Consider the following 26,127-nt stretch of genomic DNA (forward strand, 5'->3'; position numbering starts at 1 on the left):
AATGATCGGACCGCCCCGGCCACCTCGCCGTAGGCTTACACCAACCGCACGATCTGCTTGCCGAAGTTCTCGCCCTTGAGCAATCCGAGGAATGCGGCGGGTGCGCTCTCGATGCCCTGCGTCATCGACTCGCGATAACGCAACTCACCGGCCGAAATCGCTTCGGTCAGTTCCTTGAGCGCCTGCGGCCAAATGTCCAGGTGTTCCATGATGATGAAGCCTTCGAGCTTCACACGTTGCGTAAGCAGCAGCGACGGGTACTTCATCGGAATTGGCTCACCGTTGTAGCCTGCGATCATGCCGCACAGCGCGATGCGCGAATGCGCGTTGAGGTTGCGCATCACAGCGTCAAACACCTCACCGCCCACGTTTTCGAAGTAGCCGTCGATGCCGTCAGGCGCCGCGCCACGCAATGCGTCGTAGACGTTGCCCGCCTTGTAATCGACACACGCATCGAAGCCGAGCGTCTCCACGACGTACGCACACTTCTGCTCGCCACCGGCGATACCGACCACACGGCATCCTGCCCGCTTCGCCAACTGCCCCACCACACTGCCCACCGCACCGGAAGCCGCGCTCACCACGACCGTCTCGCCCGCCTTCGGCGCAATGATCTTGTTCAGACCGTACCAGGCGGTCACGCCCGGCATACCCGCAGCCCCCAGATAGGCGCTCATCGGCACGCTGGTGTCGTGAAGACGGCGCAGATTGCTGCCGTCCGAAATACCGTACTCCTGCCAGCCGAACATGGCCGTGACGGCATCCCCTGGTTGCCAGTCGGGATTTCGCGATTCGATCACCTCGCCGACCGTCGCACCGATCATCACCGTATCGAGCGGCTGCGGCGGTGCGTACGACTTGGCGTCGCTCATCCGGCCCCGCATGTAGGGATCGAGGGAGAGGTAGAAATTGCGCACCAGCACCTGTCCGTCGCCCAGTTCCGGCAGTTCAGGCGCGGCAAGGTGGAAGTTGTCGAGCGTGGCTTCCCCCGTCGGGCGGGAGACCAGCAAAATCTGGCGATTGATCGTCATGAGACTTCCTCCGCATCAATGACATGCATGAGTGACATGCATGAATTACGTGACTGCGTTCCGTGGCTGCAATACGTGACAGCACTACGTAAACGAGTGACCGGGCCGCACGGTTAAGACGCGCCCGATTTTGGTGACATCCGGCATTCTCCGCCGAGCGTCAGTCCCCGCTGGGCTCGCCCGGCCGACGTTGCTCGTGCACTTCGCGTCCGACCGCCAGACGTCGCAGATACTTGAACGTGCCCATCGCCTTGGCGACGAGCTTACCGTTGGCATCGCGCACTTCACCTTCGCAATACGCCATGGTCGTCGAGCGATGCAGTAATCGGCCGAACGCGCGCATTTCGCCCGAACCGGGCTGCATGAAGCTCGTCTTCATTTCGATGGTCACGACACCGGTACCCTCCGGTGCGACGCTGCGGCTTGCGGTACTCAGCGCAACATCGAGCAGCGCCATCGTAACGCCGCCATGCATCACCTCCCAGCTATTGAGGTGCTTGGCCGACAAATCGAGACGCAACTCCGACTCGCCGTTCTCGGCGCGCAACAACTCGACGCCCAGATGATCGATAAACCCCGAACGAATCGTCAGCGCACTCATCGGGAACCCCGGCCGCATTGGCCTTTACGGTAAAACTTGTCCATCGTCCTGTCTTCAACTAATGACGTCGCACATGCGTGCGCGACGTCTGATTCTCATCGGTGATCCTACGGTCGCGCTGAAGCGCGACTACTCACATCTATCCACATCTACTCGCGTGATACGCCCGCTGCAGCCAATGCCGTCCATGCCGCAGCCAACGAGCCGTGCAGGTCGATGGCGCGACAGGCATGCTCGATCACACACGCATCGAAGCCAGCGGCTTTGGCGTCGAGCGCACTCCACGCCACGCAGAAATCCGTCGCGAGTCCCACGCAATGCACGCGCCTGACACCCTTCTCACGCAAATAACCCGAGAGGCCCGTCGGCGTCTTGCGGTCGGCTTCCAGAAACGCCGAGTAACTGTCGACGCTCGTCTGATAGCCCTTGCGCACCACCGCCTGCGCATGCGGAATATGCAGATCCGCGTGTAACGCTGCGCCCCACGTGTTCTGAACACAATGCGCAGGCCACAACACCTGCTCCCCGTACGGCAACGTGATCGTTTCGAACGGCTGACGCCCCGGGTGATTGTCTGCAAACGACACGTGCGCCGCCGGATGCCAGTCCTGCGTGATCACCACATGAGAGAACTGACTCGCCAGCGCGTTGATCGCGGGAACCACCTCGTCCCCATGGGGAACGGCCAGCGCGCCGCCCGGCATGAAATCGTTCTGCACGTCGATCACGAGCAGCACTTCGTCCATTGGCTTCATGTCACGTCCCTTCCCTTAGCCGTTGAAGCGCTTCCCGGCGTCGGCCAGTTCAACCAGCCGTGCGGCAGGTGCCCAGTCCTCGCCGTGCTCGCCGCCCTCGAAAGTCTTCACACGGGCGAGCACCTTATCGAGTCCGACCGTATCGGCGTAGAGCATCGGGCCGCCGCGCCACAGCGGGAAACCGTAGCCGTTCAGATACACCATGTCGATGTCCGACGCGCGCGCCGCCGTTCCGTCGGCCAGCACTCTGGCCCCTTCGTTCACCAGTGCGTACACAAGGCGATCAACGATCTCGTCGTCCGAAAAGACGCGCGGCGTAATGCCGTTCGTCTTGCGATAGTCGTCGAGCATTTGTGCGACTTTGGCGGACTCGCGCGGCGTACGGTCGCCTTCTGCATAGTCATACCAACCGGCGTGCGTCTTCTGACCATAGCGCCCGGCTTCGCAAAGCACGTCGGCAATTTTCGGATACACGATCCCCGGTTGCTCGGCGTGACGGCGCTTGCGAATCGCCCAACTGACATCGTTGCCCGCCAGATCGCTCGTGCGGAACGGCCCCATCGCGAAGCCGAAACGTTCGATGGCAGCATCGACCTGCGCGGGCGTCGCGCCCTGCTCGACCATCCACTGCGATTGCTTGAAATACGGTTCGAGCATGCGGTTGCCGATGAAGCCGTCGCACACGCGCGCCACCACCGCCAGTTTGCCGATACGCTTGGCGAGCTTCATCACCGTCGCAAGCACATCCTTGCCCGTATGCGCGCCGCGCACGACTTCGAGCAGGCGCATGACGTTCGCCGGGCTGAAGAAATGCATGCCGATGACGTCCGCCGGGCGCGAAGTGGTTTCCGCCAGCGCATCGAGATTCAGCGTGGACGTGTTCGATGCCAGAATCGCACCGGATTTGGCGACCTTATCCAGCTCGCGGAAAACGACCTGCTTGATCGCCATGTCTTCGAAAACCGCTTCGACGATCAGGTCGGCGTCGGCCACCGATGCGAAATCGATGCTGCCGTGAATACGTGCCAGCCGCTTCTCCGCCTCGTCGGTCGACAGCTTGCCGCGCGTGACAGCCCGGGCGTAATTGCTACGCATGGACTCGACGCCGCGCGCCAACGAGGCTTCGGTCGTATCGACCAGCGTGACCGGAATGCCCGCATTGGCAAAGGTCATCGCGATGCCGCTCCCCATCGTTCCCGCGCCGATGACGGCCACGCGCTCAATGCTCCGCACCGGCGTATCGTCGGGCACATCCGCAATCTTGGCCGCCGCGCGCTCACCGAGAAAGGCATGGCGCAGCGCCTTCGATTCCGGCGAACTTACCAGTGCGACGAAACACTCGCGCTCGAATTTGACGCCTTCGTCGAAAGGACGCAGCAACGCCGCTTCGACGGCTGCCACACATTTGTGCGGTGCCGGAAAATGCGGTTGCTCGCGCTGCACCTTGTCTCGTGCGGCGTCGATGGCCGATTGCGCCGAGCCGTCAGTGTCTTCGATCGCCACGTCGCGCAATCGCGGCAGCGTGTTCCCGGCGTCGGCGACGTCACTGGCAAACGCGATGGCGCCCGCCAGCAGATCGTCGTGATTGCCCTCAAAGACATCGGCGAAAAGCGTACCGACGAGCGTTTCGGACTTCACGACGCGCCCCGTGACCACCATGTCGAGCGCACGCGCGACACCGATGGCACGCGGCAGGCGTTGCGTGCCGCCGGCCCCCGGAAGCAAGCCCAGCTTCACTTCCGGCAAGGCAATTTGCGCGCCCGGCAACGCCACGCGGTAATGGCAGGCGAGTGCCAGTTCCAGACCACCGCCCATGGCGACAGCATGCACTGCGGCGACGACCGGTTTGGTGCACGCATCGAGCGCATTGATCACATCGACGAGCAGCGGGCTCTGCGTGGCTTTCGGCGTATTGAATTCACGGATGTCGGCGCCACCGGAGAAAGCTTTTCCGCCGCCGATCAGCACAATGGCACGCACCTGTGCGTCCGACTGGGCTTGCGTCAGTCCTTGCGCTATGCCGGCACGCGTTGCATGCCCCAGGCCATTGACCGGGGGATTCTCCAGTGTGATGACGGCCACGCCGTCACGAACCTCATAAGCCGTGCTCATCCTTGTCTCTTTCCTTATAGTGTTGGCGTCGTTTGGGGGTGCCGCGATCCCGCAAGTTGCGGCAAGACGATCGTTCGATTCTAGCGCAGCGCTACACCTCAAGCCATTCGCGGCGGATCTCGTGCGCGGCCGCCAGCGCTTCCGGTGTGCCCTCGAAAACCAGCGCTCCGCGCCCCATGACGGCAACGCGCTGCGCACAACTCAGCGCGAGCGAGAGCTTCTGTTCGATCAACAGAATGGCGACACCGGTCGCCCGCAGATCCGTGAGAATCCGACCAATACGCGCCACCACGCGTGGCGCGAGTCCCTCGGTCGGTTCATCGACGATCAACAAGTCCGGCCCCGCCATCATGGCCCGGCATAGGGAAAGCAATTGCTGCTCGCCGCCCGATAGCGAAGCGGCCGGTGCATCGCGGCGCGGTGCCAGTTCTTCAAAGCGATCAAAGGCCTCCGCAACCGTCATGGCCCGATCGGCGTCGCTCGCCCCCGTGCGCTGCTTTACCGCGCGCTGACCCAGTTGCAGATTCTGGAGCACCGTCAGCGGCCCGAAGACATCGCGCGTCTCCGGCACATAACCGATGCCCAGTCTGGCGATCTGGTGTGACGCCAGTGCGCTCAGCGATTGCCCGTGCCAGCGGATGTCTCCCTCGCGGGCCACTTGCCCCATGATGGCGCGAGCCAGCGTGGAGCGTCCCGCTCCGTTGCGCCCAAGCACCGCCACAATCTCGCCCGGTGCGACCCGCATCGTGACGCCGTGCAACACGCGACTGCCGCGATAACCGGCTTTGACATCGATCAACTCAAGCATCGCGACCCTCGCTCGTCGAGTCGACGTCGAATCTGTCCGCGAATTCTCCGAGATATGCCATCCGTACATCGGGATGGCTGCGAATACGGTCCGGTGTGTCGCACGCGATCACGGCACCACGCGCCAGCACGGCGATCCGGTCGGCAAGCGAGAACACGACATGCATGTCGTGTTCGATCATGAGCAGCGAACGCCCACGGCTCAGTTCAGCGATCAGGGACACCATGCGCACCGACTCCGACTGGCTCATGCCGGCGGTCGGCTCGTCGAGCAGCATCACGTCGCCCGCCGATGCCGCACACAAACCGACCTCCAGCACACGCTGCTCCGCGTAGCTCAACGCGCCCGCGGGCACGTCGCGCCGCGCTTCGAGCCCAAGACGTTCGAGCCATGCCTCGCTGTGCCGGGTCACATCGTCCAGACCGCGCATACGCCGCCAGAACGTGTAGCGATGACCGCTCGGCCAAAGACCCGCACACCGCAAATGGTCGATCACGCTCATCTGGCCGAACAATTGCGACGTCTGAAAGCTGCGAGACAGTCCAAGCCTGCTGATGACATGGGGCGGGCGGCCCGTCACATCGCGCTCGTGCATCAGCACACGCCCACTGTCGGGACGCGTTCTTCCCGTAATGACATCGAACAACGTACTTTTCCCCGCGCCATTGGGGCCGATGATGGCAAGCCGCTCTCCGGGCGAGAGCGTGAGGTCGACCCCGTTGAGCACCTGCGTGCGTCCAAACGCTTTACCAACGCCTCGAACGCTCAGCGCCTGTGCCGAGGTCGCCGCCGGATCTGTGCGCTTAACGAATGGCCTCATCGCCGATCCTCCGCCGTCACGGCAATGTCACTGACCTTGCGGCGAAGACGACGCCCTGCAAACGTCAAGATGCCCCCACCCACAAGCCCCGCGACGACGACGAGCATCCAAGCACCCGCGCCCAGACGATGGCTCAGGCCGCCGGTCGACACGCCATCGACGGCAAGACGCGCGTCATAGATCATTTCGATCATCGCAACACCGGCAGACATTGTCAGCGCGACACCCACACACACCGCCGCATAAGGCTTCCACAGCCTGCGAAGTGCGCCGTCACGCCAGGCATGCCAATGCGCCGCGAGCAGGCCGGCAATGCCACCCGGTGCGAACACCACAACAACCAGAAACCCCACGCCGAGATAGAGCTGCCACGCCCGCGTCATCGTGGCGAGCACGACCGTCGCAAAGACGCCGACAACAGCCCCGAGCATCGGCCCGGCGAAATACGAGACCCCGCCCAGTACGGTGAAGACGAGCACAATGCCCGAGCGTTCCAGACTGAACGTGTCGGCGCTCACCAGTTCGAAATTCATCGCACCCAATGCGCCGGCCACGCCGGCGAACGCAGCCGCGAGGATCTGCATGCGGTATCGCACGGCGGCTGGCGACTGCCCAAGGAATGCGACCCGCGCCGGGTTGTCGCGCACAGCGCGCGCCAAAAACCCCAGCGGCGTGCGCGTCACGCCAAACATCAGTCCCGCGCAGACAAATAACCAGAAGGCGACCAGCCCATAGACTTCGCGCTGCGTCGCAAACGTCACGCCGAACCATGCGGCACCCAGCGTGCGGTCGGTGGGAATACCCCGCTCGCCGCCGAACCACTCGGGCAGCATCGCAGCCATCACCCAGACAAGCTCGGCAACACCGAGCGTGATCATGGCGAACGTCATTCCGGCGCGACGCGTCGTGACATACCCAAGCGTGGCGCCCGCTCCTCCCCCGGCCAGCGCCCCCGCGAACGGCACGAGCGCCATCGACACCGGCAACCCCTGCATGCCGATGCGATTCATGCACCACACACCGGCATACGCGCCAATGCCCGCATAAGTCGCATGACAAAAGCTAAGCAGCCCCGTCGAGCCGAGCAGCAGATTGAAGGAAAGTGCAAGAATCACAGCGGTCCCCATTTGCGTCATCAGGGTCAGCGCCGCGTCGGACGGGAAACACCAGGGCGCCGCACACAGGAGGGCGGCAAAGGCAGCCCACACGGCGGCCCGGCAACGCCATGACGCGCGGCTCGCGCGCGGCGCATGCGGCACGTTCACGATCACGTCGTTCATCACCCCTCCCTCACGCCGAATAGCCCGCGCGGCCGCCACAACAACACCGCAACCATAAGCAGATAGGGGACGGCCGGTGCCAGTTGTGCAACGCTCAGATGCAACACGGGTGAGAGGAACGACAGCGGCGAGACGGCGTCACCGGCCCCGCCGCGCGGCCACCATTGATCGAGTGTCGCGTCGCTGGTCACCGCCCAGGTTTGCAACAACCCGATCAGCAACGACGCAACGAACGCACCGCCCAGCGAGCCGAGCCCCCCGACGACCACGACGACGAACACCACGCTGCCGACCGTCGCGGCCATACCCGGCTCCGTCACCAGCACATTGCCGCCTGCCGCACCGGCAAGGGCTGCCAGCGCCGCACCGCACGCGAACACCCCTGTGTACAGGGACGGCACGTCGTAGCCGAGCGCCTGCGTCATGGCCGGCTGCGAGAGCGCCGCCTGCAGGATCAGCCCGGTGCGGGTCGCACGAAATGCCACCCAGACGAGCAGCGCAATCGCGCAGGCAAGGCCCATCAAGAACAGACGATAGGCGGGCACCGCTATACCGCCGACATGAACGAGAACGCCGTCGAAGACTGCCGGCACACCATAGTCGACCGGCCCACGCCCCCATGCGAGTTGCACCAGCTCCACCACGACATAGGCCAGCCCGAACGTGGCGAGCAGTTCCGCGAGCGCGCCACGCGCACGCAGACGTCGCAGGACAGCGCGCTCGAACAGCGCGCCCGCGACGCCGACAACCAGCGGCGCGACGATCAGCGCTGCCCAGAAGCCGACCGCGCCCGATAACGCATAAGCAAAGTACGCGCCGAGCATGTAGAAACTGGCATGCGCGAAGTTCAGCACGCCGAGCATGCTGAAAATCAGCGTGAGTCCGCTCGACAGCATGAACAGCAGCAAGCCGTAGCTCACACCGTTCACCAGCACGAGGCCTGCGGTGGCACTCAGCAGATGCACTGCGTCTCCTTCGGGAAGCCAATGAAAGACGCGGCGCAAGCGCCGCATCGGGGGAAATTCAGGGTGACATTATAGAGGGGACGTGCAGCCGGAATGGCCCGGGATCGCCCGAAAAACGGCGTCAATGCTGGATTTCGGACGGAGAGCATCGCTGCGTCGGAAGATTCCGATCCGGCACACGGTGCACGCCGCCCTCAAACCGGAAACGTCACGTCGACACCTCGAAATCGCGGAATTTCTCCCGCAGCTTGAGCTTGAGCATCTTGCCTGTCGCCGTATGCGGAATCTCGTCGACGAAGACCACGTCATCTGGAATCCACCACTTCACGACGCGCCCCTGATAGAACGCCAGCACGTCTTCACGGGTAAGTGTGGAACCCGGCTTGCGCACGACCACCAGCAAAGGCCGCTCCTCCCATTTGGGATGACGAATCGCGATACACGCGGCTTCGTGAATCTCCGGATGCGCCATGGCGACGTTTTCGACGTCGATCGAACTGATCCACTCGCCGCCGGACTTGATGACGTCCTTGCTGCGGTCCGTGATCTGCACGTAACCTTCGGGGTCGATGGTGGCCACGTCGCCGGTCGGGAACCAGCCGTCGACCAGCGGCGACGCGTCCGCGCGGAAATAGCGATCGAGCACCCAGGGCCCGCGCGCATACAGATCGCCGAACGCTTTGCCGTCCCACGGTAACGCCTCGCCGTCGGGCCCCACGATCTTCAGATCGACGCCGTAGATGGCCGTCCCCTGCTTTTCCAGAATGTGCTGCTGTTCCGCCTCAGGCAGATCGCGATGATGCTTGCGAAGGTGGCACAACGTACCGAGCGGCGACATCTCGCTCATGCCCCACGCGTGAATCACGCGAACGCCGTAATCCTTTTCGAACGATTGCAGCATGGCGGGCGGGCAAGCCGACCCGCCGATCACCGTGCGCTCCAGCGTGGAAAAACGGCCCCCAATCGACTTCACGTACGTCAGCAACCCGAGCCAGACCGTCGGCACCCCTGCCGAGAACGTAACGCCCTCGGCTTCGAAGAGTTCGTAGAGCGACTTGCCGTCGAGATCCTTGCCGGGGAACACCAGCTTCGCGCCGGTGAGTGCACTGGAGTACGGCAGGCCCCACGCGTTCACATGAAACATCGGGACCACGGGCAGGACGGCGTCGCGCGCCGACATGCACATGGCATCGGGCAGAGACGCCCCGAACGCATGCAGCACCGTCGAGCGATGGCTGTAGAGCACGCCCTTCGGATTGCCCGTCGTGCCCGACGTGTAGCAAAGCCCGGACGCCGCGTTCTCGTCCATCGACGGCCACGCGAAGTCGCCGTCTTCGGCGGCGATCAGGTCTTCATAACAAAGCAACGGCAAATCGGACGCAGGCAGATGCGCACGGTCGGTCATCGCGATCCAGCCCTGCACGCCCGGACACTGCGGCGCGATGGTCTCGACTAACGGCAGGAAGTTGATATCGAACGCGACGAAACGGTCTTCAGCGTGATTGACGATGTAAGCGATCTGCTCCGGAAACAGTCGGGGATTGACGGTGTGCACCACGCTGCCCATGCCGGAGACGGCGTAGTACAGCTCAAGGTGCCGGTAGCCGTTCCATGCCAGCGTGCCCACACGCTCGCCGTCGCTCACGCCCAGACGGCGCAGGGCCTGAGCCAGTTGACGCGCGCGCTGCTCGGCGTCGCGCCAGGTATATCGATGGATATCGCCCTCGACACGGCGCGACACGATCTCGGTGTCGCCGTGATGGCGGGCGGCATGCGTGAGCAGCGAGGAAATCAGGAGCGGCGCGGCCATCATCTGACCGAGGAGCGGTGTTGCCATACGTCGAATCTCCAGAAAAGTCGGAAAAACCGGAATTACGGGGATGCGTCGGGGAACATCGATTGAAAGGCTGAACAGCGAACGAATGAGCAGCGGCAAGAACGTCGACAAGAAAGCCGTGTTCGGAAATCATTCTTGACGTGCACGCTCGCCCGGTCAACGCTCATCGCTTGTGCGGCGCAACACGGGCAACGTCCCGCCAGTGTACGCAAGCCGGCAGCAAGCAACGGACACCTCAAGTAGAATGTTTGTTCACCATCAGGAACGTCCCCAATGCCGGCCACCGACCGCCCCGCCTCAGTTTTCGCATCACTCAAACCGTTCGGACCGCTACCGTTGGCGAACCGTTTCGCGACGCTCGGCTCCGAGTTCTTTACACGCCTGCCGCCCCAACCGCTCCCGGAACCCTACCTCGTCGGTTTCTCCGCCGATGCCGCGCGTCTGCTCGGCTGGTCGCCGGAGGCCGCGCGCGATCCGGAATTCCTTGCCACGTTTGCGGGCAATACCCCGCTGGCCGGCGGCGATTCGCTCGCCAGTGTCTACTCCGGGCACCAGTTCGGTGTGTGGGCCGGTCAGTTGGGCGACGGCCGGGCGCTGTTGCTCGGTGAATCGGACGGCCCCGGCGGGCGCTGGGAGATTCAGCTCAAGGGCGCCGGTCTTACGCCGTATTCGCGCATGGGCGACGGACGCGCCGTGCTGCGCTCGTCGATCCGCGAATTTCTCGGCTCCGAAGCGATGTTTCATCTCGGCGTGCCGACCACGCGTGCGCTGTGCGTCATCGGTTCGGACGCCCCCGTGCGCCGCGAGACGATCGAGACCGCAGCGGTTGTCACGCGTTTGTCGCCGAGCTTCATCCGCTTCGGCCATTTCGAGCACTTCTGGGCGGGCGATCAGTACGAAGCCTTGCGTCAGCTTGCCGACTTCACGATCGATCACCACTATCCGCATTGCCGCGAGGAAGCCAACCCGTATCTCGCCCTGCTGAGCGCCGTGTGCGACGCGACAGCCGAGCTGGTGGCGCACTGGCAGGCCGTGGGCTTCTGCCACGGCGTGATGAACACCGACAACATGTCGATTCTCGGTCTGACGATCGATTACGGCCCGTTCGGTTTTCTCGATGGCTTCAATGCGCATCACATCTGCAATCACTCCGATACGCAGGGACGTTACGCGTATCAAGCGCAGCCGAACGTCGCGTACTGGAACCTGTTCTGTCTGGCGCAATCGCTGCTGCCGCTGTTCGGTGAAGGCGAAGCGGCCGTCGAGCAGGCGAAATCGGTGCTGCCCGTTTTCAAGACGCGCTTTGCCGAAGAAATCGACCTGCGCATGCGCGCCAAGCTGGGCCTGCGCGAGTCGCATGCCGACGACGAAGCGCTTATCAACCGACTGTTCAAGCTGATGCACGAAGGACGCGTCGATTTCACGCATCTGTTCCGCACACTCGCAACGTTGCAACTGGACAACCCGGACGCAGACGCCCCGCTGCGCGACATGTTCATCGACCGTCCGGGATTCGACGCGTGGGCGGGCGATTACCGCGCGCGCCTGCGTCACGAGGCCAGCACCGACGCCAAACGCGCCGTGGCAATGCGGCTCGTCAACCCGAAGTACATCTTGCGCAACCATCTGGCGGAAGTCGCCATTCGTCGCGCCAACGAGAAGGACTTCTCCGAGGTCGACACGCTGCTCAAGGTGCTTTCGCATCCGTATGACGAACAGCCCGAATTCGAGCGCTACGCCGAGCTGCCGCCCGACTGGGCCGGTCAGTTGGAAGTCAGTTGCTCGTCCTGAATTTCCTGGGTTTGGCGCGAAGCGGACGTGGCGTGTGCCCGTAGTTGCAAAGACGGGTTTCGTCCCCACATTGGCTACCTGACGCGCTAAATCCCTTTGAACCCGACTGAACGTATGCGACGCACGGTGGCCAACACCGTATCGGCGCGCCACAGGAGACTTCTATGAGCAAAGTGGAAAAGACCGACGCCGAATGGCGTGCCCAACTCGACGACGTCGAATACCAGATCACCCGCCACGCGGCGACCGAGCGTGCCTTTACGGGCCGTTACTGGGATCACTGGAAGGACGGCACCTACCGATGCGTGTGCTGCGGCGCGCCGCTGTTCGAATCGACCGAAAAGTTCGATGCCGGATGCGGCTGGCCGAGCTACTCCAAACCGATCGAAGGCGCCGGTATCGACGAAATCGCCGATTACAGCCATGGCATGGTGCGCGTGGAAGTGCGCTGTCACAATTGCGATGCCCACCTCGGGCACGTTTTTGAAGACGGTCCGCAGCCGACCGGCCTGCGCTATTGCATCAACTCGGCGTCGTTGAACTTTGAGGACAAAGCGGGCGAGTCCGACAAGCCGAAAGACGATTGAGGGTAATCTTCCGGATAGCGGACGCTGCGGCGTCCGCTTTCAAAAAGCGGCTACGCGCCGCTGAAACACGGTGAAATGGCGTGAATTTCGCCCATTTTCTCCGGCAATTGGCAACTTCTGGCCTTAGTCTTGCGTCCACCTGACTTTCTACTGGGAGCCCATGTCATGTCCAAGAAATCTGATCGTCGCCTTAGCCTCGCCGTCGCCGCCTCGCTGATTGCCGGCGGCGTCATGCTGAGCGCCCCCGCACACGCGCAAATCAATGTGCCGCAAGCCGGCGCGACGGCCGGCGGCACCATCGCTGCGCCGACGGTCATGCCACGCGCCGTGACGGTCGAGCAAGCGCTCAAGGCCCCGAAGGATATGGAGGCCGTCATCGAGGGCCACATCGTCAACCGGATCAAGCACGAGCACTACACGTTCCAGGACGCTTCCGGCTCGATCGAGATCGAACTCGACGACAAATATCTGCCGACGAATCAGCAGATCACCCCCGAGACGCTGGTGCGCATCATCGGCGAGGTGGACACCCACCGCATGAAGCCGAACGATATCGACGTGAAGCGCATCGAAATCGTCAAGTAACCGACACGCTTCTCCGTTCCCGGCACGGGCCTTTGAAATATAATGCGGGTTTGCGCCCCGGCCTTCGGCCTTTAGGCCGGGCGCGGAAACCTCCGAAGCCCCCAAGCCGAGACTTCATGAAATTTCTCTTCGACCTGTTACCGGTCATCCTGTTTTTCGTCGCCTTCAAATTCGCCGGCATCTACGTGGCGACCGGCATCGCGATCGTCACGACGATTGCTCAGGTTATCTGGATGTGGTTTCGCCACCGCAAGGTGGAACCCATGCAGTGGGTGAGTCTGGCGATCATCGTGGTGTTCGGCGGCGCGACCATGCTGCTGCACGACGAAACCTTCATCAAGTGGAAGCCCACTGCGCTTTACTGGCTCTTCGGCATCACGCTGTTCGTCGCCGAACTCATGTTCGACAAGAATCTGATTCGCGCGATGATGGAAAAGCAAATGGCGCTACCCGAGCATCTGTGGCGCGCCGTGAACTTCAGCTGGGCGCTCTTCTTCCTCGCGATGGGCGTGCTCAATCTGGTCATCGCCTATCACTTCTCCACGGACACGTGGGTCGACTTCAAGCTCTTCGGTGGCATGGGCCTCATGGTCGTGTTCATCGTCGTGCAGAGCCTGTGGCTCGCGAAGTACATCAAACAGGACGAGTAACGTCGTCTGTCAGGAAGCCTCTGCCATGACCATGGAACAGCAAATCGAAGCGCGGCTCACCGCTGCGCTCTCCCCGCTCGAATTCACGCTCGAAAACGATAGCGCGCGGCACGCCGGGCACGCCGGTGCCGCGTCGGGCGGTCATTACAACGTGCGTATCGTATCTGCGGCATTTACCGGACGTAACCGCGTTGCGCGTCACCGCCTGGTGTATGATGCGCTAGCCGATTTGATGCAGAACGGCATTCACGCCCTCGCCATCGTTGCGCTCGCCCCTGGCGAAGCGTAACCAGCCTGCGACGCGTCCCCCGTCGATTAATCTTGCCTTCGTCATTCGTTAGGAAAAACAGCATGGCATTGAAACTCGCCCGCACGGCACTGGCGCTCGGCGCTGCCGTGTCGCTGACCGCCGTCTCTCTCCCCGCCCTCGCCCAGAACGTTGCCGTCGTGAACGGCACGCCGGTGCCTGTGGCGCGCGCCGACGCCATGTTGCGCGAAATGGTCCGTCAGGGTCAGCCGAACTCGCCGCAACTGCAACAGCAGGTGCGCGAAGAACTGGTCAAGCGCGAAGTGCTCGCGCAGGCAGCCATCAGCAAGGGTCTGGCCTCGGACCCGGGCGTGAAGCAGCAGCTCAAGCTGGCCGAACAAGGCGTGCTGATCCGCGCGCTCATCACCGACTTCCAGAAGACGTCGCCGGTCACGGACGCTGACCTGCAAGCGCGTTACGACCAGTTGAAGAAGCAGTTCGGCGACAAGGAATATCACGCACGTCACATCCTGGTGCCGAGCGAAGATACGGCCAAGGACATCATTGCGAAGCTCAAGGGCGGTGCCAAGTTTGCCGACCTCGCCAAGCAGTACTCGAAGGACCCGGGTTCGGCACAGAACGGCGGTGACCTCGACTGGTCGCCGGCTAACGCCTACGTGCCCGAGTTCGCCGACGCGCTGCAAAAGCTCCAGAAGGGTCAATACTCGCAAACGCCGGTGAAGACGCAGTTCGGTTACCACGTGCTCGAATTGGACGACGTGCGCGACGCACAGATTCCGCCGCTGTCCGACGTCAAGCCGCAGCTCGTGCAGCAGATGCAGGAAGAGAAGCTGCAAGGCTTCATCGAAGGCCTGGAGAAGAAGGCCAAGATTCAGTAAGCGCTTTGGCGTACTGATGCAAACGAAAATCCCGCCACTCGGCGGGATTTTTGTTTATTCGGCCGTTCCCTGATCGTCCACGCTGTAGCTGAACGGCGCATCGGGTGAACCCACGATGTCGAGCTTCAGAATGGGCAGGAACCGACCGGTTGTGTCCATGTAATCCCGCTGAATGTATTGGGCCCCCGCCAGCGATTCCGGTGTGAAGAAGATGGCTTGAATCGGGAGTTGCGTGGGAATGTCGTCTGGCCAGGGTTTGAAGACCAGTTCGGTCCACCCGTGCTCTTTGGGAACCGACGGCACCGGCAGCGAACTGTGCGCCGCGACCATGAGCGCGAAGGCAGCCTTATCGATGCCGAATGAACACTGATTGGTCCACTTCGCCTGCGCGAAATGCGTCTGCCACTGAGCAAGGGTTGTAATGCCCTGTCCGGCACACGACGCGCTCAACGGACTCGACGTCTGACCGCAACGATTCGTGCGATGGTTCGTGTACCCGTCGGCCGGGTAAGCACAACGTGGGATCAAGGGCGTCTGCGTCGGCGCGCCGATGACGTCGAACACAAAACCCTCGCCAAACCCCCAGGGAATCACTGTGGTCCGGGAGTCCGTTCGCATGAAGACGGTCGCTACGCCGTCAAGGGTCACGGAAGACGGGCTATTGTTCCACGAGTGAAAGGTGGGCCCGTATCCCGTGATGCGAAAGATGACGCCGCTGCACACGTAAAGCGGTTGAGCACCGCAGTCGGAAGTCTCGGCAAATCGCGCATTGATCTTGCGCACGAGCGCGATCCCGTAATCGAGCTGGTCGCGCTCATCGAATCCGAAGGCGGTCCCGCCTGCGCCGCCGATGGACGCGCGCAAGATCGGCAGCCACTGCCCCGTCGCTTCGAAGTACTGCCGTTGGTATCGCTGCGCCTGCATGAGCTGGCCGCCGTTGGCGACGTCATAATAGAACGCTTGTACGGGAATCGTCGCAGGCTTCGCCGGATCCCATGCCACGATCAGCAGCCTGTTGGGTTTTGCGGCGAGCGCCTCCGACACTTGTTCGTGTGCTTCGAGGCTGGCTTTGAACTGTCTCGCCACCGTCGCGCTCAACGAACACTGTTTCGCGACGTCTTCGCCGTGTGCCTTGAAGTCGGCGAGCCATGCGGCTGTGTCCGTGACACCGGATGCCGCACACGTACTCAAATCCGGCGGTATCGGTTGCCCGCTTTCGGCCACATTGCAGCCATGCGATGGCACGTCTTGCGTGATAGGCGGGGCAAAGGGGTAGGTGCAACGCACCTCATACGCCTTGCCCTGCCCCGCAGCCGTAAAGCCGTCTGCCAGAATCATCCCGGCGCTCGTCGCCAATGCCGCAATCCTGAGATCGCGACGGATGTACGCCACGTTGACCGATTGCAACGCGACTTCGTCCGTCGAGAGCTGACTGAAAGACAGACCAGAATCGGCGGATAAAGGACGCATCACCACGCCCGAACACTGCCATGCGGCCCGGTCCACGCCGCACTTCGCCACGGTGGACTGATACCGCTGATTGACGAGATAGGCGACGTCGGTTCCGGTCAGGGCGTAGACGGGCAAGCCGACAAGCACCAGGCAGTAAAAGGCGCCGGCCTGCAGGAGAAAGCGTATCGGCGACGATAATGTCGTCGCCATCCGATCAAGCATTTGCAAGTTCATGAAATCGCTCCTCCGTGCCAGTTAGGCACTCGCAACACTTTCGAGAACTGATAACGTGCCCCGGAAGTCGTGCCGACCGCGTAATTCACCGCCACCGTTTTGCCTGCGTTCTCACTGACCCAGGCAGCCGGAATCTGGAACAGGTTGGCGCGTCCCGGCACCACGGTCTGACGTTCGGTATCGCGCACCACCACGCCCGCCCATCGCACTTGCACGTTATGGGTGCTCACCGCGCCCGGGAACGACACCGTCACCTGCGTTTTGCCTGCATCGATGGTCGGCGCGGGCAACGACAGCGACTGTGCTTCGACCTGTAAATTCAACGTCCCGGAATGCTCAATAGGATTGGCATCGCGCTTCACGCTGAATGTCACCGGGACGGTCGTGCCGATGGCGTCGATCACCTCCACTCGCGGAATGCTGAACGTCATGCTACCGACGGCTGCCACGGTCTTGATCGGCGTGTCATAGGTCACAGACGGCCCGCGCCACCGCGCGCCCACCGTCTGCCCGGCGGCCATGCCCGGATAGGCCGGCACTTCGACCGTTACCGTGTCGCGTTCGTAGAAATCGGAAATGAGCAGACGCAGGCCATTGTTTGCGGAAGCTTCCACCACCTTGGGCAAGGTCGTGCCGATACCGTTATCGGGTGCAACGACCTGATCTGCCGGGAGGTAGCTGAACGTCGCCTTCGCCGCGCTGTCGACTGGCATACCGACGCGCACGATCGGGATGAACTTGCCGTACGCCTGGTAATAGCGTTGCTGGTCGGATTGCGCGTCGTCAAGCGCGCCGGCACTGGTCGAGAAATAGAAGAACGAGTGGATGGGCAACGTTGCGCCGGACCCGGTCGGCCAGATCCCGATCACGATCTCGTTCCAGTCCATGATGTCGACCGGGGGTTGCTGCTGATGGGCCAGAATATTCTGCCAAAACCGGTCGGCGGTGTTTTGCTGCCCGATGCGCAAGTTCCAACCGCACATGTTGTAGGCGCGCTGATTCCGCTTCTGGAAGTGCGTCACCCATTGCGACGCTGTCGTAATGTCCAGCACGTCACACGAACGGCTCTCCATCGGGTCATAACCCACCGGCCCGCAACCTTGCTCCGTGGCACGCTGATCCGTAGCCCCGTCGAGCGGAAATGCACACAGCACCTCCATCTCGCGAGTGCCGGCTGGCGCCTCCATTCCCGGATAGAGAATGTAGCCGTTCGCGTGCTTATACAGTTTTGTGAACCCGGAATCGGTACGAAGCCAAACGAACGAGACACCGCCCCTACGAAGACTGTCCGGGCTGGGGTCCCACGGCAGGAACGCCGGGTTCGTATCGGTCGCACGCATCATCGCGCCACTACACAGAAACGCCGGTCGATTTACCGAGCCACAATTTTGATCAGTCCGGCTGTACCAGGTTGTCAACTGTGCCGCAGGGTCGGCCGCCGCTGCGGGGACACTCGCAGCTTCAGGCGGCGCGAGTGTTTGCGGCCCAGGCGAGGGCGAAGTGCATGCGACAAGCGCCAGCCAAAGCAGAAGCGTCCATCCCAATCCAACCCTTTTCGCTAAGCTCGTTTTCATTTGTCATCTCCCCGCATTGGATACCGATATCTCTACTGATGCTCGGGAAGCATCGAGTAGTTGTTGCCCGTATGCCGCCAGAAGAACGTGACGCGGCCCTTTGCGTCTGTGCGAAGCATCAATTCGCCCCGATCTGATCGCCGGGGACGTAGATGAAGACTTGGTCAGCGGCCGCGGTAACGTTGACGCGGATGATCGGCAGGAATCGTCCGGTGGCACCGAAGTAACCTTGCTGGATGGTGCGAGCGTCTGCATACACGTTGCCGACCGCGACGAATGCTTCAAGCGGGAGCTTTGCCGGGATGTCGCGCGGCCAGGGCTTCATCGTTATTTCGTTGTGCTTGTAGCCCATAATCACGTCGCTCGGATAGTCGCGGCGGATGGTGATACTGAGTTGAAATGACGCAGGGTCAGGGCGAAACGGACAGTGCCCCCAAATGTTGCTATTCGAATAGCGCGCGTACCAGGTCGCGTAAGACGTGACGCCCAATTGATCGCAGAACCTCGGGTCCCCATAACCAGCAGGAGGAATGCAGCTGTCGGGACGACTCGCGGTACCGGCATCCGTTGGGAACGAGCATTTAAGAATCAACCGCTGTTCGGAGGGCGCGTTGAATTCCTTCATGATTAAGCCCGTCCCGCCAGTCCAAGACGCCACCGATGTGACCTTGGCGTCTGCTCGCAGATAGGAAAACGATACGCCATCACGATCGAAGTAATCAGCACGCGGATTCCACACCGGCATGTCCCTGACCGCCACCATCCGAATGAGCACGCCATCGCAGTAGAACGCGGGGTCCTTGCCGCCATTGCAACTCGACGAGAGGTCCTTGTATCGGTCCGTCAAACGCTCAGCCACGCGGAAGCCCTCATCCATCTGATCCGTTTCGTCGAAGCCGAACGACGCGCCCTGCCCCGGCGCGAATGTCACACGAAGGATCGGCACCCATTCGTTCGTTGCGGTGAAGTACTGCATCTGATAGCGCTGCGCCTGCACCAACTGGCCGGGGGTGCTGGCGTCGTAATAGAACGCCTGGACGGGAATCGTCGCCGGTGTCGCCGGGTTCCACGCGGGAATCAGCAACGACATGGGCATTTGCGCGAGCGAATCGGCGACTTGTCCGTGCGCCTGCATGGCTGAGTGGAACTGCGTCGCTGTCTGAGCGCTCAGGGAACACTGCCGAAGTGGGGCCTGGCCGTTCGCGACAAAGTGTGCGAGCCATGTCGTCGCGTCAGTGACGCCGTGTGTTGCGCACGAACTCCAGTCGGGCGGCACCGGCGTAGTGCCGCCGAGCAGATCGCAGCCATGGGCACCCGTGGTACCGGGCGGTGTTACGTCGACGGGATAGACGCAGCGCACGTCGTACGGCTTCTGCCAACCGCTCGCCGTGAAGCCGTCCGCCAGAATGAAGCCCGCCGTCGCGCCGAGCGACGAGGTGCGAAGATCGCCCCGCACGAACGCGAGTTCTGCCGACTGCGTTTGCGTCTCCTCGGGCGTGAGCGCAGCCAGTTGCTGCGACGCGCCGCCCGCCAGCGGACGAACCACCAAACCGCTACACATCCATATCGGACGGTCAACGGCGCATCGTTCGACACGCGAGTCGTATCGCTGATTGACGAGCTGCGCGACATCAACGCCGGATGCTGCATGAGCGAGCGTGCAGGTTATCGACAACAAAATACCGATAAACGTCAGCACGGACCACGTGCGCACGACGCTTCGGCTCACGACACTTCGGGAAGTCGAACCTTTCATCACAGCACCTCACGTGAACCCGCCCCGAATCTATTGGGCCACGCAGGCTTCACGGCGAACAACTGTCAACCCTGACAGGTACGTTCACCGTTGCTCGACTTGCACACTACGGCTGCCCCCCAACCTGATCCGCCGGCACGTAGATGAACATCTGATCGGGGGCCGCCGTTGCATTGACTCGGACGATGGGGAGAAAACGCCCCGTCGCGTTCATGTATCCGAGTTGGATCGTGCGGGCATCGACAAAGGCGTCACCTACGGCGACGAAGGCTTCCAGAGGTATCTTCGCGGGGATATCACGGGTCCACGGTTTGATCGTCTGCTCGTTCCATGCGTCGACGGCTCCGGCATGATCACGACGCACTGTCACACTGAGGTTGAACTGCGCCGGTGTCACGCTAAATGGGCATTGCGACGCGCCCCATGCTGCGTAGGTCGTAACGCCAAGCGCATCGCAGTACCGGTTTTGCCCTGGCCTCATACAACTGTCCGGACGGGATGCAGTTGCCGCGTTTGCAGGAAATGCACACTTCATCGTAAGGGGGTACTCGACGGGAGCACCAAACTCCTTGAAGATAAGTCCCGTTCCGCCACGACCAGTCGCCAGTTGCGTCACCCTGGCATCGGCTCGCATGTAGCTGGTCGACACGCCATCCCGAGTAATATAGTCAGGCCGCGGATTCCAGATCGGCATGTCTCTCACGGCGACCATGCGAATGATCACGCCAGCGCAAAAGTAGGCGGCTCTCGTCCCGCCGTTGCAACTCGGCGAAGTATCGGCAAATCTCGCCTTCAATCGCGCGACAACCCGAAAGCCGCTGTCCAACTGATCGGTTTCGTCGTAACCGAACGATGCCCCCTGCCCCGGCGCAAACATCACGCGCAAGATCGGCACCCATTCGTTCGTCGCGGTGAAGTACTGCATCTGATAGCGCTGCGCCTGCACCAACTGGCCGGGGGTGCTCACGTCGAAGTAAAACGCCTGAATGGGGATCGTCGCTGGTGTTGCCGGGTTCCAAGCGGGAATCAGCAACGACATGGGCATTTGCGCGAGCGAATCGGCCACTTGTCCGTGCGCCTGCATGGCGGCGTAGAACTGCGTCGCCACTTGAGCGCTCAGCGAGCACTGTCGTAACGGAGTCTGGCCGTTCGCGACGAAGTGGGCGAGCCATGACGTCGCATCCGTAACGCCGTGTGTTGCGCACGAACTCCAGTCGGGCGGCACCGGCGTGGTACCGCCGAGCAGATCGCAACCATGGGCACCCGTGATACCGGGAGGTGTTACGTCGACGGGATAGACGCAGCGCACGTCGTACGGCTTCTGCCAACCGCTCGCCGTGAAGCCGTCCGCCAGAATGAAGCCCGCCGTCGCGCCGAGCGACGAGGTGCGAAGATCGCCCCGCACGAAGGCAAGCTCTGCCGACTGCGTTTGCGTCTCCTCGGGCGTGAGCGCGGCCAGTTGCTGCGACGCGCCACCCGCCAACGGACGCACGACCAAACCGCTGCACATCCATATCGGACGGTCAACGGCGCATCGTTCGACACGCGAGTCGTATCGCTGATTGACGAGCTGCGCGACATCAACGCCAGATGCTGCGTTAGCAGGCGCACAGGTGACCGACAACAAAATGCCGATAACCGTCAGCACCGACCTCGCGCGCTCGACGCATCGGCGCACGACACTTCGGGAAGTCGAACCTTTCATCACGGCACCTCGCGCGAACCCGCCCCAAACCTATTGGGCCACGCAGGATTCGCGGCGAACAACTGTCAACCCTGACAGGTGACGGTGGTGGACGAAGGATGTCCGGACGTAAAAAAACCGCCTTTCCCTTGGCAGGAAAGACGGTTTTTCAGAGATGCCGCAACCGACGCGGCATCTGGCCCTACGCAACGCGAACGCGTGACGCGTTAAGCCACCCAGCGGCGTGCGTTGCGGAACATGCGCATCCACGGGCTGTCTTCGCCCCACTGTTCCGGTGCCCAGCTCATCTGCACGGTGCGGAACACGCGCTCCGGGTGCGGCATCATCACCGTGAAGCGGCCGTCGCCGGTCGTCACAGCCGTCAGACCGCGCGGCGAACCGTTCGGGTTGTACGGATACTGCTCGGTCGGCTGACCGCGATGGTCGACGAAACGCATCGCCGCAATCGCCTGATCGATGTTGCCCTGCTGACCGAAGTTGGCGAAGCCCTCACCGTGTGCGATCACGATCGGCAACTGCGAGCCGGCCATGTCCTTGAAGAACAGCGACGGCGAATCCAGCACTTCGACCTGCGTCAGACGTGCTTCGTACTTCGACTGGTTGTACGTGAACTTCGGCCATGCTGCCGCGCCCGGAATCAGGTTCGACAGGTTGCTCATCATCTGGCAACCGTTACACACGCCCAGCGCGAACGTGTCGGCGCGATTGAAGAAGCCCGCGAATTGCTCGGCCAGCGACGGGTTGAACAGGATCGTCTTCGCCCAGCCCTCACCGGCACCCAGCGTATCGCCGTACGAGAAACCGCCGCAGGCGATGAAGCCCTTGAACGCTTCGAGCGAGTGACGGCCCGCGAGCAGATCGCTCATGTGCACGTCATAAGCTTCGAAACCGGCCTTGTCCAGCACGTAGGCCATTTCCAGGTGCGAGTTCACGCCCTGCTCACGCAGGACGGCCACCTTCGGACGCGCGCCCGTTGCGATGAACGGTGCCGCGATGTCTTCGCTCGCATCGAACGTCACCTTCGGCGAGAGGCCCGGGTCGCTCGTGTCGTTCAGCGCTTCGTACTCGGCGTCCGCGGCGGCCGGATTGTCGCGCAGACGCGCAATGCGCCAGCTCACTTCCGTCCACACGCGTTGGAGTTCGGCACGCGAGGCACCAAAGATCTTCTTGGCATCGCGATAGATTTCAATGACGTCGTTCGTGTTCGGCTTACCGATCACGTTCGTGCACGACGACAGGCCGGCTTCGCGCAGCGTCTGCAACACAGCGTCGCGCTCCGAAGCACGCACCTGAATCACGCCGCCGAGTTCTTCCGAGAACAGCGCGCGCAGCGTCTTGTCTTCACGACGGCCGACGGTCTGCTTCGCCCAATCCTTGGCGTCGCCATAATCCGATTCGAAGCCCTCGTCGAGCGTGAGCATGTCGACGTTGAGCGACACACCGACGTGACCGGCGAATGCCATTTCCGCGACCGTGGCGAACAGACCGCCGTCCGAACGATCGTGGTACGCGAGCAGCTTGCCGTCGCTGTTGAGCTTCTGGATGGCGTCGAAGAAACGCTTGAGATCCTGCGCGTCGTCCAGATCCGGCGTCACATCGCCGATCTGCTGCGTCACCTGCGCGAGGATACTGCCGCCCAGACGGTTCTTGTTGTGGCCCAGATCGATGGCGATCAGGACCGTCTCGCCCGCCTCTGCGACCGAGCGCAGTTGCGGCGTGAGATGGCCACGAACGTCTTCGATCGGTGCGAACGCCGACACGATCAGCGACACAGGCGCGACGACATCCTTGTTACGACCGGCGTCGTCCCACTTGGTACGCATCGACAGCGAATCCTTGCCGACCGGAATCGACAGGCCCAGCGCCGGGCACAGTTCCATGCCGACGGCCTTCACCGTGTCGAACAGCGCCGCGTCTTCACCTTCGGTGCCGCACGCGGCCATCCAGTTGGCCGACAACTTGATCTGATCCAGCGACGCAATCGGTGCTGCCGCAATGTTGGTGATGGCTTCACCGACGGCCATACGGCCCGATGCCGGGGCATCGATCACCGCCAGCGGCGTGCGCTCGCCCATCGTCATGGCTTCGCCGCGATACCCTGCGAAGTCCATCAACGAGATGGCGCAGTCGGCCACCGGCACCTGCCACGGACCGACCATCTGGTCGCGTGCCGTCATGCCGCCCACGGTACGGTCGCCAATGGTGATCAGGAACGACTTGCTCGCCACCGTCGGATGACGCAGCACGGCGCGCGCCACTTCGTCCAGCGACAGACCGGTGACATCCACCGGCGGGAGTTCATGCTTCACACGCGTGACGTCGCGGTGCATGCGCGGCGGCTTGCCGAGCAGCACATCCATCGGCATGTCGACCGGGTCCGGCGATTCCGGATGCATCGGGTCGACCAGCTTCAGTTGACGCTCGTCCGTGGCGACACCGACGACTGCCACCGGGCAACGCTCGCGCTGGCAGATTTCCTGGAATGCCGGGAAGCTGTCCGGCGCGATGGCCAGCACGTAGCGCTCTTGCGCTTCGTTACTCCAGATTTCGGCGGGCGACATACCCGACTCTTCCAACTGGACCTGACGCAGATCGAAACGCGCGCCCTTGCCTGCGCCGTCGACCAGTTCGGGGAAGGCGTTCGAGATGCCGCCTGCGCCCACGTCGTGAATCGACAGGATCGGGTTGGCTTCGCCCTGACGCCAGCACCAGTTGATGACTTCCTGCGCACGGCGCTCGATTTCCGGGTTGCCACGCTGCACCGAGTCGAAGTCGAGTTCAGCCGTGTTGGTGCCCGTTGCCATCGAGCTGGCCGCACCTCCGCCCATGCCGATGCGCATGCCCGGGCCGCCGATCTGGATCAGCAGCGTGCCGGCCGGCAGGTCGTGCTTATGCGTGTGTTGCGCGGCGATGTTGCCCATGCCGCCGGCGATCATGATCGGCTTGTGATAGCCACGCACACGACCGCCCACATTCTGTTCGTAGGTACGGAAGTAGCCGCCCAGGTTCGGACGGCCGAATTCGTTGTTGAACGCAGCGCCGCCGAGCGGGCCGTCGATCATGATTTGCAGCGGCGACGCGATGCGGTCCGGGCGACCGTAGTCTGCACCGGTGTCGTCGGGCTTGCGCAGCGACGGCGGCACCGCCACGTCGCGGTCGTTTTCCCACGATTCGCGCGCATCCGGCAGCGCCAGGTTCGACACGGTGAAGCCCGTCAGCCCGGACTTCGGCGTGGATCCGCGACCCGTTGCGCCTTCGTCGCGAATCTCGCCGCCTGCGCCCGTGGACGCACCCGGGAACGGCGAAATGGCCGTCGGGTGGTTATGCGTCTCGACCTTCATCAGCGTGTGCGTGAGTTCGACGCTGCGGTCGTACTTGCCATCGGCGCCGCGCGGATACCAGCGCTCGACTTCGGCGCCTTCCATCACCGAAGCGTTGTCCGAATACGCCACCACCGTGCCCTGCGGGTGCAGTTGGTGCGTGTTCTTGATCATCTTGAACAGCGTCAGGTCCTGACGCTCGCCGTCGATGGTCCAGTCGGCATTGAAAATCTTGTGACGGCAGTGCTCGCTGTTCGCCTGCGCGAACATCATCAGTTCGACGTCGGTCGGATTGCGCTTCAGGGTGGTGAAGGCGTCGACCAGATAGTCGATTTCGTCTTCGGCCAGCGCCAGACCCAGATCGCGGTTCGCGGCTTCGAGCGCGCTGCGGCCCACGCCGATCACGTCGACCGTCTGCAGCGGCTTGGCCGGCAGTTCGACGAAGAGCGCTTCGGCATCCTTGCGTGTCGCGACGACGGTTTCGGTCATGCGGTCGTGCAGGACACCGGCTACACGGGCGAGCACGTCGGCAGCGAGCGACTTCTTGCCACCCAGCAGGCCCGACTTCACGCCAATCGTGTATTCCACGGCGCGCTCGATGCGGCGCACGTGATCGATGCCGCAGTTGCGGGCGATATCCGTCGCCTTGCTTGCCCACGGCGAAATCGTACCCAGACGCGGAATCACCAGCAGTTGGTCGCCCACCGGCTCTTCGCGCACCGGTTCACCGTAAGTGAGCAGACCGGCGACGCGGGCGACATCGTCACCCGACAGCGGCTCGGCGCTGGCGACCAGGTGGACGTAGCGCGCATCGATGCGCACGATCGAACTGTCGATGGCTTGCAGGGTCTGCAGAAGACGTTGCTGGCGGAATTCGGAGAGCGCCAAGGCGCCGGCGAAGCAGGCAATGTGAGTCATGGAAGGACGGAAGGCGAGGCGTTCAGAACGCGGGGGAACGACAAACCGGGATTATACCCTGCTTACCCCGGGTTATACCCGAGTGCGCGACAGGCAATCTGCGTTGCGTCCCGCCCTGTGAGGGCGTCTCTCTGGTAACCTATGCGCCCCGTATCCACTCGGGCCGCAAAACCCGGTTCATGCAGTTCGCCGGCCATGCG

At 62.7% G+C, this 26,127-nt stretch carries 20 protein-coding genes; 6 read left to right on the forward strand and 14 right to left on the reverse strand.

What is annotated here, in order from left to right; genetic code table 11:
* Positions 1-35 precede the first annotated feature (35 nt).
* The 9 genes from PAQ31011_RS02810 to PAQ31011_RS02850 all read right to left on the reverse strand — a co-directional run bounded on the left by PAQ31011_RS02810 (position 36) and on the right by PAQ31011_RS02850 (position 10,209).
* Positions 36-1,031: an NADP-dependent oxidoreductase gene (locus PAQ31011_RS02810; protein ID WP_150574374.1), complete on the reverse strand. Its 996-nt coding sequence runs from the start codon at positions 1,029-1,031 to the stop codon at positions 36-38.
* Positions 1,032-1,191: 160 nt separating this feature from the next.
* The gene (locus PAQ31011_RS02815) at positions 1,192-1,632 is read right to left on the reverse strand and encodes a PaaI family thioesterase (protein WP_150574375.1); all 441 of its coding nucleotides are present in this window, start codon (positions 1,630-1,632) and stop codon (positions 1,192-1,194) included.
* A gap of 149 nt (positions 1,633-1,781) precedes the next feature.
* A complete protein-coding gene (pncA, locus tag PAQ31011_RS02820) occupies positions 1,782-2,387 on the reverse strand; it encodes a bifunctional nicotinamidase/pyrazinamidase (RefSeq protein WP_150574376.1) in 606 nt (201 codons plus the stop codon).
* A gap of 15 nt (positions 2,388-2,402) precedes the next feature.
* The gene (locus PAQ31011_RS02825) at positions 2,403-4,499 is read right to left on the reverse strand and encodes a 3-hydroxyacyl-CoA dehydrogenase NAD-binding domain-containing protein (RefSeq protein ID WP_150574377.1); all 2,097 of its coding nucleotides are present in this window, start codon (positions 4,497-4,499) and stop codon (positions 2,403-2,405) included.
* A gap of 91 nt (positions 4,500-4,590) precedes the next feature.
* Entirely contained in the window at positions 4,591-5,307 is a 717-nt protein-coding gene (locus PAQ31011_RS02830) for an ABC transporter ATP-binding protein (protein WP_150574378.1), read from the reverse strand.
* Positions 5,300-6,127, reverse strand: coding sequence for an ABC transporter ATP-binding protein (locus PAQ31011_RS02835; RefSeq protein WP_150574379.1), 828 nt, complete (start codon positions 6,125-6,127; stop codon positions 5,300-5,302). Before PAQ31011_RS02835 ends, PAQ31011_RS02830 begins: the two co-directional genes overlap by 8 nt.
* Entirely contained in the window at positions 6,124-7,407 is a 1,284-nt protein-coding gene (locus tag PAQ31011_RS02840; protein ID WP_150574380.1) for a branched-chain amino acid ABC transporter permease, read from the reverse strand. The genes PAQ31011_RS02835 and PAQ31011_RS02840 overlap by 4 nt, the downstream gene beginning before the upstream one ends.
* Positions 7,407-8,372, reverse strand: a complete 966-nt coding sequence (locus PAQ31011_RS02845) for a branched-chain amino acid ABC transporter permease (RefSeq protein ID WP_281349961.1) — start codon at positions 8,370-8,372, stop codon at positions 7,407-7,409. The genes PAQ31011_RS02840 and PAQ31011_RS02845 overlap by 1 nt, the downstream gene beginning before the upstream one ends.
* 208 nt (positions 8,373-8,580) lie before the next feature.
* Positions 8,581-10,209 carry a 3-(methylthio)propionyl-CoA ligase gene (locus PAQ31011_RS02850; protein ID WP_150574382.1) on the reverse strand — a complete coding sequence of 543 codons (1,629 nt, stop codon included), beginning with the start codon at positions 10,207-10,209 and terminating at the stop codon, positions 8,581-8,583.
* Between the two features lie 273 nt (positions 10,210-10,482).
* Between PAQ31011_RS02850 and PAQ31011_RS02855 the strand changes: the two genes are divergently transcribed.
* The 6 genes from PAQ31011_RS02855 to PAQ31011_RS02880 all read left to right on the forward strand — a co-directional run bounded on the left by PAQ31011_RS02855 (position 10,483) and on the right by PAQ31011_RS02880 (position 14,968).
* Positions 10,483-12,000, forward strand: coding sequence for a protein adenylyltransferase SelO (locus tag PAQ31011_RS02855; RefSeq protein ID WP_150574383.1), 1,518 nt, complete (start codon positions 10,483-10,485; stop codon positions 11,998-12,000).
* Positions 12,001-12,164: 164 nt separating this feature from the next.
* Entirely contained in the window at positions 12,165-12,587 is a 423-nt protein-coding gene (msrB, locus tag PAQ31011_RS02860; RefSeq protein WP_150574384.1) for a peptide-methionine (R)-S-oxide reductase MsrB, read from the forward strand.
* Positions 12,588-12,752: 165 nt separating this feature from the next.
* Positions 12,753-13,172 carry a YgiW/YdeI family stress tolerance OB fold protein gene (locus tag PAQ31011_RS02865; RefSeq protein ID WP_150574385.1) on the forward strand — a complete coding sequence of 140 codons (420 nt, stop codon included), beginning with the start codon at positions 12,753-12,755 and terminating at the stop codon, positions 13,170-13,172.
* 116 nt (positions 13,173-13,288) lie between these two features.
* Positions 13,289-13,822, forward strand: a complete 534-nt coding sequence (locus PAQ31011_RS02870) for a septation protein A (protein WP_150574386.1) — start codon at positions 13,289-13,291, stop codon at positions 13,820-13,822.
* Between the two features lie 25 nt (positions 13,823-13,847).
* A complete protein-coding gene (locus PAQ31011_RS02875; RefSeq protein WP_150574387.1) occupies positions 13,848-14,111 on the forward strand; it encodes a BolA family protein in 264 nt (87 codons plus the stop codon).
* Positions 14,112-14,173: 62 nt separating this feature from the next.
* The gene (locus PAQ31011_RS02880; RefSeq protein WP_150574388.1) at positions 14,174-14,968 is read left to right on the forward strand and encodes a peptidylprolyl isomerase; all 795 of its coding nucleotides are present in this window, start codon (positions 14,174-14,176) and stop codon (positions 14,966-14,968) included.
* Positions 14,969-15,022: 54 nt separating this feature from the next.
* Here PAQ31011_RS02880 and PAQ31011_RS02885 read toward each other — a convergent pair whose 3' ends face one another.
* From PAQ31011_RS02885 to purL, 5 genes are all read right to left on the reverse strand, one after another.
* A complete protein-coding gene (locus PAQ31011_RS02885) occupies positions 15,023-16,654 on the reverse strand; it encodes a hypothetical protein (RefSeq protein ID WP_150574389.1) in 1,632 nt (543 codons plus the stop codon).
* Positions 16,651-17,808, reverse strand: a complete 1,158-nt coding sequence (locus tag PAQ31011_RS02890; protein ID WP_150574390.1) for a hypothetical protein — start codon at positions 17,806-17,808, stop codon at positions 16,651-16,653. The genes PAQ31011_RS02885 and PAQ31011_RS02890 overlap by 4 nt, the downstream gene beginning before the upstream one ends.
* Before the next feature lie 538 nt (positions 17,809-18,346).
* Positions 18,347-19,777: a hypothetical protein gene (locus tag PAQ31011_RS02895; RefSeq protein ID WP_150574391.1), complete on the reverse strand. Its 1,431-nt coding sequence runs from the start codon at positions 19,775-19,777 to the stop codon at positions 18,347-18,349.
* 313 nt (positions 19,778-20,090) lie between these two features.
* The gene (locus tag PAQ31011_RS02900) at positions 20,091-21,494 is read right to left on the reverse strand and encodes a hypothetical protein (RefSeq protein WP_150574392.1); all 1,404 of its coding nucleotides are present in this window, start codon (positions 21,492-21,494) and stop codon (positions 20,091-20,093) included.
* Between the two features lie 401 nt (positions 21,495-21,895).
* The gene (gene purL / locus PAQ31011_RS02905) at positions 21,896-25,927 is read right to left on the reverse strand and encodes a phosphoribosylformylglycinamidine synthase (RefSeq protein ID WP_150574393.1); all 4,032 of its coding nucleotides are present in this window, start codon (positions 25,925-25,927) and stop codon (positions 21,896-21,898) included.
* Positions 25,928-26,127 lie beyond the last annotated feature (200 nt).

It is taken from the genome of Pandoraea aquatica, from assembly GCF_902459565.1.
GTDB lineage: Bacteria > Pseudomonadota > Gammaproteobacteria > Burkholderiales > Burkholderiaceae > Pandoraea > Pandoraea aquatica.

Bases quoted from the DNA above. Each gene is read 5' to 3' on its own strand.
- PAQ31011_RS02810 (WP_150574374.1), bottom strand. From the start codon at position 1,031: ATGACGATCAATCGCCAGATTTTGCTGGTCTCCCGCCCGACGGGGGAA.
- PAQ31011_RS02815 (WP_150574375.1), bottom strand. From the start codon at position 1,632: ATGAGTGCGCTGACGATTCGTTCGGGGTTTATCGATCATCTGGGCGTC.
- pncA (WP_150574376.1), bottom strand. From the start codon at position 2,387: ATGAAGCCAATGGACGAAGTGCTGCTCGTGATCGACGTGCAGAACGAT.
- PAQ31011_RS02825 (WP_150574377.1), bottom strand. From the start codon at position 4,499: ATGAGCACGGCTTATGAGGTTCGTGACGGCGTGGCCGTCATCACACTG.
- PAQ31011_RS02830 (WP_150574378.1), bottom strand. From the start codon at position 5,307: ATGCTTGAGTTGATCGATGTCAAAGCCGGTTATCGCGGCAGTCGCGTG.
- PAQ31011_RS02835 (WP_150574379.1), bottom strand. From the start codon at position 6,127: ATGAGGCCATTCGTTAAGCGCACAGATCCGGCGGCGACCTCGGCACAG.
- PAQ31011_RS02840 (WP_150574380.1), bottom strand. From the start codon at position 7,407: ATGAACGACGTGATCGTGAACGTGCCGCATGCGCCGCGCGCGAGCCGC.
- PAQ31011_RS02850 (WP_150574382.1), bottom strand. From the start codon at position 10,209: ATGGCAACACCGCTCCTCGGTCAGATGATGGCCGCGCCGCTCCTGATT.
- PAQ31011_RS02855 (WP_150574383.1), top strand. From the start codon at position 10,483: ATGCCGGCCACCGACCGCCCCGCCTCAGTTTTCGCATCACTCAAACCG.
- msrB (WP_150574384.1), top strand. From the start codon at position 12,165: ATGAGCAAAGTGGAAAAGACCGACGCCGAATGGCGTGCCCAACTCGAC.
- PAQ31011_RS02865 (WP_150574385.1), top strand. From the start codon at position 12,753: ATGTCCAAGAAATCTGATCGTCGCCTTAGCCTCGCCGTCGCCGCCTCG.
- PAQ31011_RS02870 (WP_150574386.1), top strand. From the start codon at position 13,289: ATGAAATTTCTCTTCGACCTGTTACCGGTCATCCTGTTTTTCGTCGCC.
- PAQ31011_RS02875 (WP_150574387.1), top strand. From the start codon at position 13,848: ATGACCATGGAACAGCAAATCGAAGCGCGGCTCACCGCTGCGCTCTCC.
- PAQ31011_RS02880 (WP_150574388.1), top strand. From the start codon at position 14,174: ATGGCATTGAAACTCGCCCGCACGGCACTGGCGCTCGGCGCTGCCGTG.
- PAQ31011_RS02885 (WP_150574389.1), bottom strand. From the start codon at position 16,654: ATGAACTTGCAAATGCTTGATCGGATGGCGACGACATTATCGTCGCCG.
- PAQ31011_RS02900 (WP_150574392.1), bottom strand. From the start codon at position 21,494: ATGTGCAGCGGTTTGGTCGTGCGTCCGTTGGCGGGTGGCGCGTCGCAG.
- purL (WP_150574393.1), bottom strand. From the start codon at position 25,927: ATGACTCACATTGCCTGCTTCGCCGGCGCCTTGGCGCTCTCCGAATTC.